Source organism: Psychromonas sp. MB-3u-54, from assembly GCF_002836415.1.
GTDB lineage: Bacteria > Pseudomonadota > Gammaproteobacteria > Enterobacterales > Psychromonadaceae > Psychromonas.
In genome coordinates, this window is record NZ_PJBP01000183.1 from 1 (window position 1) to 17,046 (window position 17,046).

Here is a 17,046-nt window from a genome sequence, read left to right on the forward strand (position 1 = left end):
GCGTAATAAATTATCCACGTTTTAAGTCAAATACCACCCAGCATTCTTAGCGTAATAAATTATCCACGTTCAAATTAAATACCATCCCGCATTCTTAAATCAATAAATCATCCATGTTCAAATAAAAATATTTTATTATTTATATTGCCATACTTGGGTTTATCCCCATCTGGAATTACTAATTTTTATTATCAAGGGCTTAGCCTTTATACAGCAAGCCATTTTACAGCCTTTATACAAGTCTACTCATTATATTGCTTTACGCTGTATTGTTAGTTTCTTTTCATAGAATATCGGGAAGTGCAGCAAGTCTGTCATTTTATTAGCGCCGTGATTTAAATTCATCCTTTGCATTAATCCTGATCTTTGTCATTTTTTTGTTGTTTCTTGTCAAAAACACCTGCAAAAATTTTGATATCTTTAAGGCATAAGTTAAAATCCGTTAAATTTTTTTTTGGGTCAACAATAGAGAATCAAATGGATTTAATACAAAATCACGTCACAGCCTTAGTCAGTAGTGCAGACACGTTATTTATTTTATTAGGTGCAATCATGGTTTTCGCCATGCATGCAGGATTTGCTTTTTTGGAAGTTGGCACTGTCCGTCATAAAAACCAAGTGAACGCGTTAGTTAAAATCATGTCTGATTTTGGGATTTCAGCTTTGGTTTATTTTTTCTTTGGTTATTGGCTGGCTTACGGTGTTACCTTTTTTGATAGTGCCGCAGTATTAGCTGAAAATAACGGTTATGAATTAGTTAAATTCTTTTTCTTAATGACTTTTGCTGCCGCAATACCGGCGATTATCTCAGGTGGTGTTGCCGAGAGAGCTAAATTTAATCCGATGCTAATTGCAGCTGCATTGTGTGTTGGTCTGGTTTATCCTTTCTTTGAGGGCCTGATCTGGAATGGTAATTATGGATTCCAAGATTGGTTGGCAGCGAACTTTGGTGCAGTATTCCACGATTTTGCCGGCTCGATTGTTGTACATGCAGTGGGTGGGTGGATTGCATTTACTGCCATTATTGTTTTGGGCAGTCGTAATGGCCGTTATCGGGCTGGTAAGCTCGTCGCTTTTGCGCCCTCTAATATTCCCTTATTAGCATTGGGTGCTTGGATTTTATCCATTGGCTGGTTCGGTTTTAACGTTATGTCTGCACAAGCTATTGAAGGTATTAGTGGTTTAGTCGCAATGAACTCTTTAATGGCAATGGTTGGCGGCATTATTAGTGCTCTCGTTATTGGTAAAAAAGATCCGGGGTTTATCCATAATGGTCCGTTAGCCGGACTCGTTGCCGTGTGTGCAGGTTCCGATATAATGCACCCGATGGGCGCATTGGCGACAGGTTTAGTGGCTGGTGCTTTATTTGTGTGGTTATTCACTTACGTACAAAAAAAATACACCCATTTTGACGATGTATTAGGTGTGTGGCCTTTACATGGTGTTTGCGGATTATGGGGCGGTATCTCCGCGGGTATTTTTGGTCTGGAAAGCTTCGGTGGTTTAGGCGGTGTCAGTTTTACAAGTCAATTAATAGGCTCGCTTGCCGGTGTATTAGTCGCGCTGATTGGTGGTTTTGCTGTTTATAAACTCGTCAATCGCTTTATGCCCCTTCGCCTCTCTGAAGAAGAGGAGTTCAATGGGGCTGATGTTTCAATACATAAAATTGGCGCAACTAATGTAAACAACCAATAGATTGATTGCTCTGCAGGCAATTATTGTTATAAGCATAGTCGGCTAATGATGGAGATTATGCCTAAAAAAGAGTGACCGAGACTCTTTGGTCTAGGATTCTGTACAAATATATTTTTATTTTATGATTAGGAATAAAGAACATGAAAGTAATTGAAGTAAAACATCCGCTAATTCAACACAAAATCGGCCTGATGCGTGAAGCCGATATTAGTACTAAACGTTTTCGCGAAATTGCGCGCGAAGTCGGCAGCTTACTAACCTATGAAGCAACCAAAAACTTGGAACTTGAAACAGTAACAATTCAAGGTTGGAATGGAGAGGTCGACGTTCAGCAGATTAAAGGCAAAAAAGCCACTGTAGTACCTATCTTGCGTGCTGGTTTAGGCATGATGGATGGCGTGTTGGAACACATGCCAAGCGCAAAAATTAGCGTTGTTGGTATTTATCGTGATGAAAAGACACTTGAGCCAGTGCCTTATTTCCAAAAATTAGTGGGCAATATTGATGAACGCTTAGCCATTGTTGTTGATCCAATGCTTGCGACCGGTGGCTCTATGATTTCCACTATTGATTTAATCAAAAAAGCCGGGTGCACTAGAATTGTTGTACTTGTTTTAGTGGCTGCACCAGAAGGCTTAAAAGCATTAGAAGCCGCTCATCCGGACCTTGAAGTTTACACTGCGTCTGTTGATGATCACTTAGATGAACAGGGTTATATTGTACCGGGTCTTGGTGATGCTGGCGATAAAATATTTGGTACAAAATAACTGATTAACTAATACCAACTTCACTCATTTATACGCATTAAACTGAATGCCAGACAGACATAAAACGCTGTTTTAGTCTTTGTCATCGATTTTATAATTAGAACATTCAGTTATTTAATCAGTGCCTTGCTTATCTGTTTTCCCCTGCGCCTAAATAGACAGCCTGATGAGTGGAATTGGTATAATTTAACCCTAGTCTGAACTTGATTGGGGTGATTTTTGAGTATTACGGAGAAATAGATGACTGCTCGTACAGGTTCTGAATTGGGATCACCAGAAAAAGAAACGGTTAAGGACGTGACTGCTGACTTTAATGTATTTCAGCAAGCTCTGGCGGGTTCACAAATGTTATTTGTAGCATTTGGCGCCTTAGTATTAATGCCATTAATTACCGGACTTGATCCAAATGTTGCCTTGTTTACCGCGGGTTTTGGTACTTTATTATTCCATTTAGTGACCAAAGGGCAAGTTCCAATATTTTTGGCATCTTCATTCGCCTTCATTGCACCCATTGCTTATGGCATTCAAACCTGGGGAATTCCCGGCACTATGTCGGGATTGTTTGTAGCCGGCCTTGTTTATATGCTGATGTCATACGCGGTTAAACTCCGCGGTGTTGATTTTATCCATCGCTTATTACCGCCTGTTGTCGTTGGACCTGTGATCATGGTGATTGGTTTAAGCCTTGCCCCTGTTGCTGTTAATATGGCTCTGGGTAAAGCGGGTGATGGCAGTTTTGTTTTAATAGAACAAAACACTGCAATGATCATCTCTTTCTCTTCACTTGCCTGCACTTTATTAGTGGCGACTAAAGCAAAAGGCGTTTTTAAACTACTGCCTATTCTCTCGGGTGTAGTGCTTGGTTATAGCTTGTCATTGTTCTTTGGCGTGATTGATTTTAGCCCCATCGGTAATGCAGCTTGGTTGAGTATACCCAACTTTGTCGCGCCGGAATGGAACTGGCAGGCGGTCTTATTTATGATTCCGGTGGCAATCGCACCTGCAGTTGAACATGTTGGTGATGTACTTGCCATTAGTAATGTAACGGGTAAAGATTTTCTGAAAAAACCAGGTTTACATCGTACTTTGTTTGGTGATGGTCTGGCGACCAGTGCCGCTTCATTATTTGGCGGACCGCCTAATACTACTTATTCAGAGGTAACTGGTGCGGTGATGTTAACCCGTAACTTCAATCCTAAAATAATGATTTGGGCGGCTGTTATCGCCATATTATTAGCTTTTATCGGAAAATTTGGGGCCATATTACAAACTATTCCTTCGGCTGTGATGGGAGGGATTTTGATCTTATTATTTGGGACTATTGCGTCTGTTGGATTAAATACCTTAGTGCGTCATCAAGTTGATCTCTCCAACTCGCGTAATTTATGCATTGTCTCTGTCGTTTTAGTTTTTGGAATCGGCGGAATGGCTTTTGATTTTGGTGATTTTAGCCTGCAAGGTGTCAGTTTATGCGCGCTTGTTGCGATATTTCTAAACATGGTTTTACCCAAGACAAAATCATAAATTAGATCTTATCCCTATAAAACGTAATATTCTGGAAACAGGATATTACGTTTTTTTTTAGATTATCTTTAAATAAAAAATATTGAATCAATCAGTTACGATTGTAAGCCAGGGTAATTCCTGCCCCTTATATTAAACCTGCCCTAAAAAGTCTGCAGCACTCCCTAACTGAACTATTATTAAAATATAGTGCAACTTCGGAGGGGTGGTAATGAATAAATTGCCTATCTTTTGGTTATTAATTTCAACCTTTTTTTGTTTTACTGCCAGTGCTAAAGAAGTTTGGGTTATTCCCATTCAGGGGGCTATTGGCCCTGCGACCTCTGATTATATAGAGCGGGAGTTTGAATTAGCGCAGCAGCAAGATATATCTTTACTGATCCTTAAAATGGATACGCCGGGCGGCTTAGATTCAGCCATGCGCAGTATTATTCAAAATATCACTTCCTCTACTGTTCCCGTTGCTACTTGGGTTGGTCCTAATGGAGCGCGCGCAGCAAGCGCGGGTACCTATATATTATTAGCCAGCCACATTGCCGCAATGGCAAATGCAACCAATCTTGGCGCAGCCACTCCCGTTGCTATTGGCATTTCCGGACCGGAAAGTTCGCCTGCAGGTGAAAGCTCACCGTCAAGCCAGAAAGACGCACAGGTCAGCGCCAAAACGACACTTGAGAAGAAAGCTATCAATGATGCAAGTGCCTATATTAAAGGCTTGGCAAAATTGCATGGGCGAAACGAACAATGGGCTGAGAAAGCCGTTAGAGAAGCTGCCAGTATCGATGCACAAACAGCATTAGTGGAACATGTTATTGATTTTATTGCAGATGATCTTGAACAAGTCATAAAGCTTGCCAATGGTCGGGAAATTTTATTATTGGGTAATAAACATAAACTTTCGTTAGATGAGGTAAACCTTATCGAGCGCGTGCCTGATTGGCGTTATAGTTTTCTGGCCACTATTACCAACCCTAATATCGCTTATATATTAATGTTAATAGGTATCTATGGATTAATACTTGAATTTTACAGTCCGGGTGTTGGTTTGCCAGGTGTCTTGGGCGGGATCTGTTTAGTGCTGGCTATGTACGCGATGCAGATGTTACCGATAAATTATGCGGGATTGGCGTTTATTTTACTGGGTCTTTTACTGCTTGTGGGTGAAGCCTTCAGTCCCAGTTTTGGTGTGTTAGGTCTTGGGGGGATTATCTCATTTATACTCGGTTCAATTTTTCTTATGGACAGTGATTTACCCGAATATCAAATTGCCAAACCCCTTATTATCGCCGTTTCTTTGTTATCGGCTGCCTTTATCCTGTTGATGATTGCGCTGTTATTAAAAATCAGGCGGAAAAAAGTCACGACGGGTATTGATTGTTTGGTGGGTCGATTCGCTATTGTAAAAGATGATTTTGATACCGGTCAGGGATGGGTTGAAATTGCCGGTGAAATTTGGCACGCATCCAGCACTGACAGTTTACTGGCAGGGCAGAAAGTGCAAATTCAACAAGTGTCGGGATTGAACCTTATCGTCTGCGCGAATGGGATCAAAAGCCGCGTGGAATAAAAGCAGCATAAAATGTGTGTCCATTAATAAGGAGAAAGGTAATGATGATTTATAGTATAACCGGCGCTTTTATTTCCATCTTGGTACTGGCATTACTCTTTAGTATGTTCAAAGTATTACGTGAATATGAGCGTGGTGTGGTTTATTTTCTTGGGCGTTTTCAGGAAGTAAAAGGCCCTGGGTTAGTTATTTTAATTCCTGTTATTCAGCAAATGGTCAGAGTTGATCTACGGACAATTGTTTTAGATGTGCCCACTCAAGATTTAATCACCCGTGATAACGTGTCGGTTAAAGTTAATGCAGTTGTCTATTTTCGAGTCGTTGATCCGCAGATGGCGATTAACAATGTCGAAAGTTATTTTGAGGCAACCAGTCAATTATCACAAACGACCCTAAGGTCAGTGTTAGGGCAACATGAGCTTGATGAGTTACTGGCCGAACGGGATCGTTTGAATAAAGACATACAAGTTATTCTGGATAAACAAACGGATAATTGGGGTATAAAAATAGCGACAGTTGAAGTTAAACATGTGGATCTTGATGACAGTATGATTCGTGCTTTAGCTAAACAAGCGGAGGCGGAGCGTGTCAGACGGGCAAAAGTTATTCATGCAACGGGTGAATTCGAAGCATCTGAAAAATTACAGCAGGCTGCAATGATTTTAAGTAAAGCGCCTAATGCGATGCAGTTAAGATATATGCAGACGTTAACTGAAATTGCTAATGAGAAAACCTCCACAATTATCTTCCCGATGCCGATTGATTTGTTGGATAACTTAAAAGAGATTGTTAAACAAAAAAACACTAATTAGAAAACCTCCACTATTATCTTCCCGATGCCGATTGATTTTTTGGATAACTTAAAAGAGATTGTTAAACAAAAAAACACTCATTAGGATCTGTTGACCTTTGGAGTACAAATTTCGTTCAATATAAAAGTGTTCTGAGCAAGGCATGCCTCGTTCACATAGTTATTCTATGTAAACGACGTATAACGCAGCGCAGGACGCTTTTAGATGAACCCGAAGGGCAGCATTTGTGGATACTCGTACGTTATCGCCTACTTATTTAGAATAACGACAGGGCGCAGGCTCTGCCTTGTATAAAGCACCCTCAAATTGCTGAAAAAATGCACACAAAAGGTCAACAGACCCTAGTCTACGAAGGGGAAAGCTCATTAAACAGCGTCTTTAATATTGAAATAGTTTAAAGACTGATTCATAGGGCAGTATGACATTACTTGTTTTTTATATTTTTATTGCCATTGGCATCTCATTTTTATGCTCGCTACTGGAGGCGGTGTTATTGTCCATCTCACCGACCTTTATTGCGCAGATTAAGGAAAATAATAACCGTGCCGGGGTGGTGTTGGAAAATACCAAGTTAAAAATTGACCAGTCCATTTCCAGTATCCTCATTTTAAATACTTTTGCCCATACCATGGGGGCGGCGGGTGTTGGCGCGCAAGCAATTAGGGTTTTTGGTGAAAAATGGGAATCCTTAGTGGCAGTGCTCTTAACCTTGGCTATTTTGTACCTATCCGAAATTATTCCAAAAACATTAGGGATCACTTTTTGGCGTCAACTTGCCATTCCTGCCGCCTACACTATTCGCTCTCTGGTTTATCTCATTTTTCCATTAGTGTGGCTGTCGACGCGATTAACTAGGCTGTTCAGTCGTCATGAAAATGAAAACATCAGTCGTGAATAGATCTTAGCATTTGCTGCGTTGAGTTATAAAGAAGGGGGGATTGAAACGCAAGAGAAGCTGTTGGTTGAAAATATTTTTAAATTACGCGATGCCAAGGTAAAAGATATTTTAACCCCGCGTACTGTGATGCATGCCTTGCCTGAATCCACTACGGTTAAGTACGCATTAGGGTTAGAGAAAACCGCTATTTTTACCCGGATTCCCGTTTACTCTGATACTATTGATAACATCACCGGCCTTATTCTTAAAGGACAACTTTATGAGAGTGAGCGGCACGGGCAGGGTGAAATAGCACTAAAGGCGATTAAATCTCCTATTTATCGAATATCAGGAGAGTTCCCAATTTTGAATCTATTTGATATTTTTATTAAACGCCAGGAACACCTTTTTCTGGTGGAAGATAACTTTGGTCAAACATCGGGTGTGGTTACGTTAGAAGATGCAGTAGAAAGTTTACTTGGGCGAGAAATCTTGGATGAAAGTGATCAAGTTGCAGATCTGCAGAAACTTGCCAAAGAAAATTACAGGCAAAGGTTAGATAACAAAAAGGGGGGTAAAGAGCGCTAAAAAAAATGCCTATTAGCATCTAAAGTAAGTCATTTTAATAACCACTTTTTTGTGTTATTTTACTGAAAAATTTAATATTTTACGTGGCCTTAGTGCTCAGGTAACAGCGATAATTCTGCAATAACTTTTGCTGTTACAGCGAGCATTAATAAAGTAAACGGGCAATTAATAGAACCCGCCTTTATGCTTAAAAATGCCAGAATAACAGCGTATTTTCAACAACTTATTTTGACTGACAATAAGTTGTCCTGTGCAAAACCTATGATTTTGAATATTGGCGATAAAGTATTCGATCATGCTGATCAACATTCATTAATCTGCCCGTAGGAATATTTATAATATGCTTAGACTATTTAAACTAGGTTGGAAAAGATTCGTAAAAGCTTTTCAATCTTATCAAGCGTTCCAACAGCGAATTTGGGTCGTTAGTATACAAAAAGGTGATCAACAGAAAAAAAGTGTTTTTAATGATACCTGTTTGGTAAATGAAGATTGTTTCGATACGCCGATGCATTGGATGAGTGACAAAGGCTATTCAGCAGAAAGTATTAAAAAAGTAGATAAGATGAAATGTTCACAGGTACTCATAATAGAGTTTGAAAATTATCGGCATAGTTTGATGCGTGTTAAGTAAGACCGGCAGATTTTTTTGGTGCCGGTTTGATTTGAACTGTCGTAAAGCTCACAGCGCTGCTTCTAAGATTTTACGCGATCTGCTTAAATCATTATTACCTTTTTCCCCTAACGCAACCATACCATGCTTCTTTAAGCTTTTTAAGAGTACTTCAATCGAAGCTCTTTCAAGCCCGGCATGATTCAGGGTTGTTGGGACATTCATTATGGTGAAAAAATGAATCGTTTGCGCAATTGCCTGGTCAATGCGTTGATCTATTGAACCTTCAGTAATAGCAAAAACTCTTTCACCATATTGTAATAATTTATCCTCTTTTTCGATTCTACATATATTCATTACTGCGGGTAGAATAATACTTAAGCTGCGCGCATGGTCAATACCGTAATGACCGGTAAGTTCATGGCCAATACCATGCGATGTCCAGTCCTGTGGTACACCGGCACCAATTAAACCATTTAAGGCTTGAGTTGCACTCCACATTAGATTCGATCTTACGCTCAGATCGTCCGGTGTTTTTAACACTCTGGGACCCTCTTCGATTAAATTCAATAATAAAGCCTCTGCAAAACGATCTTGTACTTTTGCATTAACCGGGTAAGTGAGGTATTGCTCCATGACGTGAACAAAGGCACCAACAACCCCATTAGCACTCTGACGTGGAGATAAACTTAATGTTGTTGTGGGATCCAAAATAGCAAAAGCGGGGCAAACGAGTGGGGAATTAAATGCAAGCTTGTCATGTTCTCGCATAACAACCGCGTTTCCGTTACTTTCAGATCCTGTTGCCGGCAAGGTTAATATACAGCCCAGCGTAAGTGCACAATTAACCGCCGCTTTTGTTTCTAAAATGTCCCAAGGATCAGCACCTTCAAATTTACAAGCCGCTGCAATAAATTTTGTGCCATCAACAACGGAACCTCCGCCAACGGCTAACAAATAATCAAAATTTTCCGCTTTGATGATTGCGACAGCTTTAAGTAAAGTATCATATTTAGGGTTAGGCTCAATGCCTGAGAATTCACTCCAATTATGATCCGCTAAAGCTGCTTTAACCTGATCATATACACCGTTTTTTTTAATGGATCCCCCACCATAAAGTACTAATACTTTCTTGTCTTTTGGTATTTCAGAGGTGATTTTACTAATCTGACCTTGGCCAAAATGAATACGTGTATTATTAAAAAAGGTAAAATTATCCATGCTTATCTCCATTTAATAACATTGAAACTTGAGATAACACCCGTTGAGGATTAATGAACATTAGCAGTTAAGATCAAATAGTGCTGCATTGTGCTCAATCCTAATAAGGACTTGTTAGGATTCAAATGTCTTAATTTATTTACTTTAAATTTTTTGACCATTTGATTAAGCGGAAATATCTCGCTCGTTGTATTATAGCAAAGACATAATTAAGTGATGATATTGTAAAACAGGAAAAACTATTTAGCTGTTGATTTAAATGGGATTATCAGATTTTAATTCAGTGAACAATTTTATTTATATTGGCATTAGCTGTTTATTCTGTCGAAATGTATATAACTAATTGGAATAGATTGTGGTGGAAAAAGGCTAATGAACAGATTTTTATCATTAACCTTTCTCTGCAAATTTACAAATTAATCAGTATGACGTTCCTGCAATTTATCCGCAATATCAGAAAGTTGTAAACCTTCATTTTGTAGTAAGACGGTTAGATGATATAACAAATCAGCACTTTCACAAGTTAATTCATCCATATCTTTGGCCATCGCAGCAAGTGCAACCTCAACACCTTCTTCTCCCACTTTTTGGGCTATGCGTTTTGTTCCTCGCGCATAGAGACTTGCAGTATAGCTACTTTTAGGTTCAGCATTCTTACGGCCCGCGATTATTTTTTCTAAATCGGCAATAAAAGTGAGTGCAGGCTGTAATTTACCCTTAAAGCAGCTTTCTGTGCCCAGATGGCAGGTAGGACCAACGGGATCAACTATTGCCAGCAGCGTATCATTATCGCAGTCGGTGCTTAACTCCAGCACATTTAAAAAGTTACCCGATTCTTCCCCTTTACACCATAAACGCTGCTTGGTACGGCTGAAAAAGGTCATTTTTCCGCTTGTAAGGGTGGCAGTTAATGCCTCTTGGTTTACATAGCCAAGCATTAATACTTTGCCTGAGGTGCGGTTTTGCACAATAACCGGCATCAAGTTATCAACTTTTTCCCAATCTAATGTTTTAAGCTGTTCTTCATTCATTAACGCTTTGTTCATAATCTTATCTCTACCTGCTGTGTTTTAAGGTAAGCCTTTAACTCACCAATATTAATTATCTGCTTGTGGAATACACTTGCAGCGAGAGCACCATCAACATCTGCCTGCTTAAAGACTTCGGCGAAATGGCCCATTTCACCGGCACCCCCCGAGGCAATCAGGGGGATGTGGCAAATTGCACGCGCTTGGCTTAGTTGATCTATATCGTAACCACCACGAACCCCATCTTGATTCATCATATTCAGTACAATTTCACCTGCCCCGCGAGATTGTACTTCTTTGATCCAATCAAAAGTATTCCATTTGGTGGTCAGGGTTGCCTTTTCATTACCGGTAAACTGTTTAACTTGGTATAAACCCGTTTCCTTGTCAAAGTAGGAATCAATCCCGATAACAATACATTGCACGCCGAACTTTTCAGAAAGGCGATTAATTAAACTGGGATCTGCAAGCGCCGGACTGTTAATGGACACTTTATCTGCGCCAAATTCCAAAATACGTCGCGCATCATCGATAGTTTTGATACCACCGGCCACGCAGAAGGGAATATCAATCACTTCGGCAACGCGGCTTACCCAGCTTTTATCAACCACACGTGCATCTGAGCTGGCCGTTATATCGTAAAAAACTAATTCATCCGCGCCTTCTTCTGCGTAACGTTTAGCGAGAGGAACAATATCACCGACAATTTCGTGATTACGAAATTGTACGCCTTTTACAACTTGCCCGTCCTTGACATCAAGGCAGGGAATTATGCGCTTTGCTAACATGATGACCTCTTATCTAGTAATTTTATATATTTCAAAGTGTTATCCAATATTTTTTGGTTTAATTTAAGTAGCATCATATTTGCATACAAAAATATTAGTTAGCGACAATATTATTGCTTAAGTATTTGTCCAGTATATAATTATTCATCATTGCTTTGTAGGCTTTTGGGGTACATTTAATGACTTATTTCTTTTAATCAGCACTGTTTCAGTTCTTTTATCAGCACCTTTTTAATTGTTAAAACTGCAAACGAGCCAGCTTCAAGTAATTGGGATGTAAATGTTTAGTTCAACAGTTAACCGAAGTGTATCAATGGTTGAGCTGAATTTCACGGTAATAAATTCACCCGGATAGTTTTTGGGGCTAGGATCTGTGATGTTTGATCATATACAAGGTGGGAATGGCTTTTTCTGTGATTACTTTGTCTTTATTAAAGAAAGGAAGCGTTTGCTTTATCAAAATTAAAGATTTGTTTCTGACTTAATGATTGATGGGATGTTGTTGTTTATCATTATTCTGCCATTATAAAAAATGAAAAATCCGTCGGCGAGAGACAAGCTAGCTTCAATATGAAGCTGGCTTGTCATTTCCTGTGTGATAACAAGCCTGTTTTAGTGATGATATGAGTTGTTATTTTGCATATCCGTTAATTGTTCTTTTTGCTGATTATTCAATAGTTGAAAGATTTGATGCTGCATTTTTAACATGGCAAGCATTCTTTCACCCATCTGTTTATGATGCTCTGCCATTAATGTTTTAGCTTTATTTTCATCAAAAACAGTATTATTGAGTAATGTCTGCATATCAGCATGATGCACTTGCATATACCCCATGTTCTGATGATTGCCATTGATTGAAGCTACTGTGATCGCTTGTATCTTCTGTTTCTGCTGGTCAGTCAGGTTTAGCTGTGAAAAATTCATCGACATTTCTCCCATACCCATATCCTCTCCATGCATATATTCCCCATGCATATCCTCTCTGTCCATATCTTCCCCATGCATATATTCCCCATGCATATCCTCTCTGTCCATATCTTCCCCATGCATATATTCCCCACGCATCTCCTCGCTATCCACACTCCCCATACCCATCATGCCCATCGAAGAGCCTTCTGATGCATGTTGCTGTGCATGTGCAGCAACATAAGAGGTGCCTGTTACTGAAACGGTTAGCACTAGTAGCATTGTTTTAATTATTTTATTGTTCATAATATTCTCCAGATTGATCAAAATAAGTGTAATGTGCAGGCTTTTTTTATAAATTTTTCTTTATTTTGTTAAATTGCTGTTCATCTATTTCACCTTGAGCGTAACGTTTTTTTGCAATGTCTATACTGCTTTCCTTTTTAGTACCATAGGGTTGATAATTAATAATCAACATAAATAAACCAACCCAAAATAGCATCATAAAAATGTGTCCCCAAAAAGGGATAAAGTGCCAAGAATAGATCATAATCATTCCCCTTTTAATCATTCATTCATTTGTTCGTTCCATGTTTATATTTAAGCACTGAGTTGTGTCAGAAGTTTGTCTAAAAAAAGGAAGTTTGTAATAGTTTGTGGCGAAAAGGCGCTTTGACATACTTTGATACAATTAAGATAAAAAATAACGTAATCTCTTATTTCATCATCAAGTTAAAGGAATCAGCATGGAACAGCCTCATCTATTAATTGTCGATGACCACTATGAAATTCGTGAATTATTACAGCGTTTTTTTATACAACATAACTATCGTGTCACTGTTGCCAAAGATGGTAAAGAGATGAAGCGTTGTTTAAGCCTTTCAAACATCGACTTGATAGTGTTGGATTTAATGTTGCCGGGTGAAGATGGTTTAAGTTTATGTCGCGGATTGCGTGCGTCATCTGATATCCCCATTGTGATGCTCACTGCAATGAGTGATGAAATGGATACCATTATAGGTCTTGAGATGGGCGCGGATGATTATCTGGCTAAACCTTTTAATCCTCGCGAGTTATTAGCGCGTATTAAAGCCGTCTTACGCCGTGTAAACAGTTTAAATTCCCCGCTCTCTGACATTAAACGTTACCATTTTTCACACTGGTCTATTGATCTTCATAAGCGTGAATTAACAGACAAAGAAGGTGTGATGGTGGTCTTAAGCAGTGCTGAATTTGATCTGTTACGGGTGTTTATTGCTCATCCTCAGAGAGTATTAAGTCGTGACCAATTGTTAGATTTAAGCAAAGGACGTGATGGAGGAGTCTATGACCGATCAATAGACACGCTTATTAGTCGCTTACGTAAAAAACTGGAGCTAGATGCCAAACACCCTGAAATAATTATCACCATTTGGGGCGGGGGATATCAATTTACCTGTGAGGTCACACATGATTAGGAAAATATCCCCTAAAAGCTTAGTCTCTCAGATCTGCCTGATTATGTTAATTGGGTTAAGTCTAGTGCTGTCGCTTTCTCTGCAAATTTATTCCGATGAACGCGAACAAGTACTTAATTATGTTTCTAGTGACAGCACACTTGATCGCCTCAGCTCTTTGATCTTTATATTAAACAAAACACCCTTCGATTTACATGAAGATATTATCAGCGCAAGTCAAGGCGTAGGCTTTGACTTGTCACTGGATCGCAAGCCGATAGTGATCGAAAATAAAAAAAACCTTTTATCAAAGAAGCTGCACGACTTGATTGCCCCGAGTCAAATAAAAGATATTCGTATTGTATCGGTTAAAAGTGAACGGCTAGATGCTGGCATGGCGGGCATGGGTAAAATGCATGCAATGGTCAGTGATAATCCAATGCATGCAAAAATGAACAATAGCTACAACTTACAATTAACCGGCTCTATTTTATTAGCCAATCAGCACTGGTTAAATTTTAATTCTGCCATTGATCAAGAGATAGTACAGCTCCCGCTAAAAGCAGTTATTTTAGTCTTTGTTTTCACCCTGCTAATTCTGATCAGTATGACCTGGACGGTAAAGCGCGCATTAAGGCCGATTGACGAATTAGCCGTTGCAGCCAACAAAGTCGGCAGCGAACGGAATTTTAAAGCACTCCCCGTTATTGGACCGAGTGAAGTGATACCCACTATTGTTGCGTTTAATCAAATGCAATTTAACCTCTCTAAATTCATTAATGATCGCACTAAAATGTTATCTGCAATATCACATGACCTGAGAACCCCTTTGACCAGTTTGCGTTTACGACTTGAGTTTATAGCGCCAGGCGAGGATCAGGCGAGAATGCTTGATACGGTGGCGCAGATGGAAGCAATGTTGAAAGCCACGCTCGAGTTTTCAAAAAGTAATTGGCAGAGAGAGGAGAAACAGGAAACGGAAATAGTGAGTTTATTAACCACTATTTGTGACGATTATCGTGATCGCGGCCTCAATATTCAATTAAAGAGTAATAACAAATTGGTTTTCCGTTTATGGCCTATCGCATTTCGCCGAGTGATTGAAAATTTAGTTAATAACAGTATTGCTCACGGGGAAGATGTTCAAGGTAACCTGTATATCTCTATTGAAGCTTTTTTGACCAGCGGAGTCTTGACAATTTATGTAAGAGATACTGGCAGGGGAATAGATCAAAGTCAGTTTGAAGAGGTTATTAAACCCTTTGTTCGTTTAGATAAAGCACGTGCTACCCACAATTCAAGTGTTGGTTTGGGGCTAGCAATTACCCACAGTATTATACAGGAACATGGCGGTAAATTAACCTTCAGCAACCAAGAAAAGGGCGGATTGGAAGTCAAAATTTCACTGTCTGAAAAGTGAGTGTATTTAGAATCACTTATTTAACTGTCTGAAAAGTGAGTGTATTTAGAATCACTTATTTCACTGTCTGAAAAGTAAATGTATTTAGAATCACTTATTTCATGAAATATTTTACTTTTACTTTTGACATTACCCTAGGGGGAGGATCTATGATTCTGATAAATGACCTAATGTTGCAAGTTATGAAACGAACTTTAAGTAGTCTATTAATATTACCCTTGATGTTTGCTGTTTTTTCAGTTCAAGCTGAACTGGCAACTGAGCATTCGATGTCGGGAATTGAAAGTTGCTTGTGTAATGAGGTCGTCGATAATAGTGTGAATAACCCTTGTTCAACAGCCTCGGTTTTATTTTTTGCGTTGGAACCATTAAATGTTTCAAATGACACTCTCTTTTTTGATCGTGCCGCTTTTGTTGATTATAAAAGTTACCTGCTTAGCCAACATAAGTCGCGTTTATTTCGTCCTCCGATTATTTATCTCCGGGCATAACAATTTACAAAATATACGACTTATTATTAACATTAAAATGGACAATATGATGAATAAATTTAAAACACTTTTTATTACCCTTTCTCTGTTCGCGGGCAGTGCCTTGGCAACCGAAATGACCTTATACAAATCACCCTATTGCGGTTGCTGTAAAGCTTGGGCTGAACAAGTTGAAAAAGCGGGTTTTGAAATAACAGTGATAGAGCAAGCCAATAATAATGAACTGCACAAAGCTCATGGAATAACACGCCAGCTTGCAGCTTGCCATACCGCAACGGTCGACGGGTATGTGCTGGAAGGGCACGTGCCCGTTGATGATATTCAGCGCTTACTAAAAGAGAGACCGGGTATTACAGGAATAGCTGTTCCGGGTATGCCAGCTTCATCACTTGGCATGGACGTACCTAACAATACGGATCCCTATCAAGTTATCGCTTTTAGAAAAGACGGGAAAACGTCTGTCTATAGCCAGTATCATTTTCCTAATAAATAATAGCGTTGAACTGCAAAACAGCGCTTAGTGCGCTGTTTTCATTTATAACAGATAAGCATTTAACCGATAGAGCGCAATAGTTGCACAGGCCGGAGACAGTCAATATCTTAGGGTGATGCTGCTAATGCTCTGTTTATTTTTTTTTGGGGCTTCGGGCTGGTGGTCGACTGCAACAAGATGCTTTATGTGTGCTATTTTCTATCATATTTTGATCGACGAATTTATAATAACCTTGTTTAAAATTGTTCCTCCAACCCCCTGAGAATTCTGCACCATGCTTAACTACCAGGCGTTTAATAATGTCTAAATCGATATGCGTCACGTCATAAGCAATCTGCAGCAGGCCGTCTTTAATATCAAGTGTTACGTTCTCAATGCCAAAAGCTTCATCTATTTCTGAGACGATTTTAGCTTGGTTAAATTCAGTTAGTCCTTTTAGTTGAAGTTTTCGAATAACTAAATTCACTTCCGTAACACCTACTCGGTGCTCGAGATTATTCATGATTTCTTCCTTATCTTTTATATTTTACATAGAAAATACTGCAAATATTTCTTATTTATTACCCTTATTATTATGGCTCCCGTGCAGGTCAGACTATATGTCGATCATTTTAAGCTTGCGGACTCCGGCATCGGGTCACCTTAAGAACAAGTTTAACCATTACCCTTGGGGGAAGGTCAAGCTGGAAGGTGGATTGAAATTATTTAGAAAGATTTTTTCAACTTCTCTAAAGGGAAAATATTTCATCAGTTTTTGAGCAAGGATACCTCCCGCTAAAGCAGGAGGTATCCTTGCTCAAAAACTGATTACGTCGCTCCT

The 17,046-nt window shown here is 39.3% G+C and carries 18 protein-coding genes; 12 read left to right on the forward strand and 6 right to left on the reverse strand.

Features of this window, described 5'->3' with window-relative positions; genetic code table 11:
- Nucleotides 1–477 precede the first annotated feature (477 nt).
- The 8 genes from CXF72_RS17970 (at nucleotide 478) to CXF72_RS18000 (ending at nucleotide 8,464) form a co-directional block, all read left to right on the forward strand.
- The gene (locus CXF72_RS17970; protein ID WP_101041163.1) at nucleotides 478–1,695 is read left to right on the forward strand and encodes an ammonium transporter; all 1,218 of its coding nucleotides are present in this window, start codon (nucleotides 478–480) and stop codon (nucleotides 1,693–1,695) included.
- Between the two features lie 140 nt (nucleotides 1,696–1,835).
- A complete protein-coding gene (gene upp, locus CXF72_RS17975; protein WP_101041164.1) occupies nucleotides 1,836–2,462 on the forward strand; it encodes a uracil phosphoribosyltransferase in 627 nt (208 codons plus the stop codon).
- Nucleotides 2,463–2,702: 240 nt separating this feature from the next.
- Nucleotides 2,703–3,986, forward strand: a complete 1,284-nt coding sequence (locus tag CXF72_RS17980) for a uracil-xanthine permease family protein (RefSeq protein WP_101041165.1) — start codon at nucleotides 2,703–2,705, stop codon at nucleotides 3,984–3,986.
- A gap of 211 nt (nucleotides 3,987–4,197) precedes the next feature.
- Nucleotides 4,198–5,553 carry an NfeD family protein gene (locus tag CXF72_RS17985; RefSeq protein ID WP_101041166.1) on the forward strand — a complete coding sequence of 452 codons (1,356 nt, stop codon included), beginning with the start codon at nucleotides 4,198–4,200 and terminating at the stop codon, nucleotides 5,551–5,553.
- A gap of 41 nt (nucleotides 5,554–5,594) precedes the next feature.
- Nucleotides 5,595–6,365, forward strand: coding sequence for a slipin family protein (locus tag CXF72_RS17990; protein WP_101041167.1), 771 nt, complete (start codon nucleotides 5,595–5,597; stop codon nucleotides 6,363–6,365).
- Between the two features lie 418 nt (nucleotides 6,366–6,783).
- On the forward strand, nucleotides 6,784–7,263 hold the full coding sequence (locus tag CXF72_RS19645) for a DUF21 domain-containing protein (RefSeq protein WP_198552664.1): 480 nt from the start codon (nucleotides 6,784–6,786) through the stop codon (nucleotides 7,261–7,263).
- An 18-nt stretch (nucleotides 7,264–7,281) separates the two neighbouring features.
- A complete protein-coding gene (locus CXF72_RS19650; protein WP_198552665.1) occupies nucleotides 7,282–7,830 on the forward strand; it encodes a CBS domain-containing protein in 549 nt (182 codons plus the stop codon).
- Nucleotides 7,831–8,170: 340 nt separating this feature from the next.
- Nucleotides 8,171–8,464: a hypothetical protein gene (locus tag CXF72_RS18000; protein ID WP_101041168.1), complete on the forward strand. Its 294-nt coding sequence runs from the start codon at nucleotides 8,171–8,173 to the stop codon at nucleotides 8,462–8,464.
- Between the two features lie 48 nt (nucleotides 8,465–8,512).
- On the opposite strand, the gene CXF72_RS18005 is transcribed toward CXF72_RS18000, so the two are convergent.
- From CXF72_RS18005 to CXF72_RS18025, 5 genes are all read right to left on the reverse strand, one after another.
- Nucleotides 8,513–9,664 carry an iron-containing alcohol dehydrogenase gene (locus CXF72_RS18005; protein WP_101041169.1) on the reverse strand — a complete coding sequence of 384 codons (1,152 nt, stop codon included), beginning with the start codon at nucleotides 9,662–9,664 and terminating at the stop codon, nucleotides 8,513–8,515.
- A gap of 416 nt (nucleotides 9,665–10,080) precedes the next feature.
- A complete protein-coding gene (hisIE, locus tag CXF72_RS18010) occupies nucleotides 10,081–10,710 on the reverse strand; it encodes a bifunctional phosphoribosyl-AMP cyclohydrolase/phosphoribosyl-ATP diphosphatase HisIE (RefSeq protein ID WP_101041170.1) in 630 nt (209 codons plus the stop codon).
- Nucleotides 10,707–11,480 carry an imidazole glycerol phosphate synthase subunit HisF gene (gene hisF / locus CXF72_RS18015; protein ID WP_101041171.1) on the reverse strand — a complete coding sequence of 258 codons (774 nt, stop codon included), beginning with the start codon at nucleotides 11,478–11,480 and terminating at the stop codon, nucleotides 10,707–10,709. Before hisF ends, hisIE begins: the two co-directional genes overlap by 4 nt.
- Before the next feature lie 612 nt (nucleotides 11,481–12,092).
- On the reverse strand, nucleotides 12,093–12,692 hold the full coding sequence (locus tag CXF72_RS18020; RefSeq protein ID WP_101041172.1) for a Spy/CpxP family protein refolding chaperone: 600 nt from the start codon (nucleotides 12,690–12,692) through the stop codon (nucleotides 12,093–12,095).
- Between the two features lie 46 nt (nucleotides 12,693–12,738).
- Nucleotides 12,739–12,936 (reverse strand): SHOCT domain-containing protein, encoded by a 198-nt coding sequence (locus CXF72_RS18025; RefSeq protein WP_101041173.1) that lies wholly within the window; start codon nucleotides 12,934–12,936, stop codon nucleotides 12,739–12,741.
- Nucleotides 12,937–13,132: 196 nt separating this feature from the next.
- Between CXF72_RS18025 and CXF72_RS18030 the strand changes: the two genes are divergently transcribed.
- From CXF72_RS18030 to CXF72_RS18045, 4 genes are all read left to right on the forward strand, one after another.
- Entirely contained in the window at nucleotides 13,133–13,843 is a 711-nt protein-coding gene (locus CXF72_RS18030; RefSeq protein ID WP_101041174.1) for a response regulator, read from the forward strand.
- Nucleotides 13,836–15,242 carry an ATP-binding protein gene (locus CXF72_RS18035; RefSeq protein ID WP_232785019.1) on the forward strand — a complete coding sequence of 469 codons (1,407 nt, stop codon included), beginning with the start codon at nucleotides 13,836–13,838 and terminating at the stop codon, nucleotides 15,240–15,242. Before CXF72_RS18030 ends, CXF72_RS18035 begins: the two co-directional genes overlap by 8 nt.
- 182 nt (nucleotides 15,243–15,424) lie before the next feature.
- Nucleotides 15,425–15,733 (forward strand): hypothetical protein, encoded by a 309-nt coding sequence (locus CXF72_RS18040; RefSeq protein WP_157823291.1) that lies wholly within the window; start codon nucleotides 15,425–15,427, stop codon nucleotides 15,731–15,733.
- 46 nt (nucleotides 15,734–15,779) lie between these two features.
- Nucleotides 15,780–16,226: a DUF411 domain-containing protein gene (locus CXF72_RS18045; RefSeq protein WP_232785020.1), complete on the forward strand. Its 447-nt coding sequence runs from the start codon at nucleotides 15,780–15,782 to the stop codon at nucleotides 16,224–16,226.
- Between the two features lie 133 nt (nucleotides 16,227–16,359).
- On the opposite strand, the gene CXF72_RS18050 is transcribed toward CXF72_RS18045, so the two are convergent.
- Entirely contained in the window at nucleotides 16,360–16,728 is a 369-nt protein-coding gene (locus CXF72_RS18050) for a hypothetical protein (RefSeq protein WP_101041177.1), read from the reverse strand.
- Nucleotides 16,729–17,046: the final 318 nt, after the last annotated feature.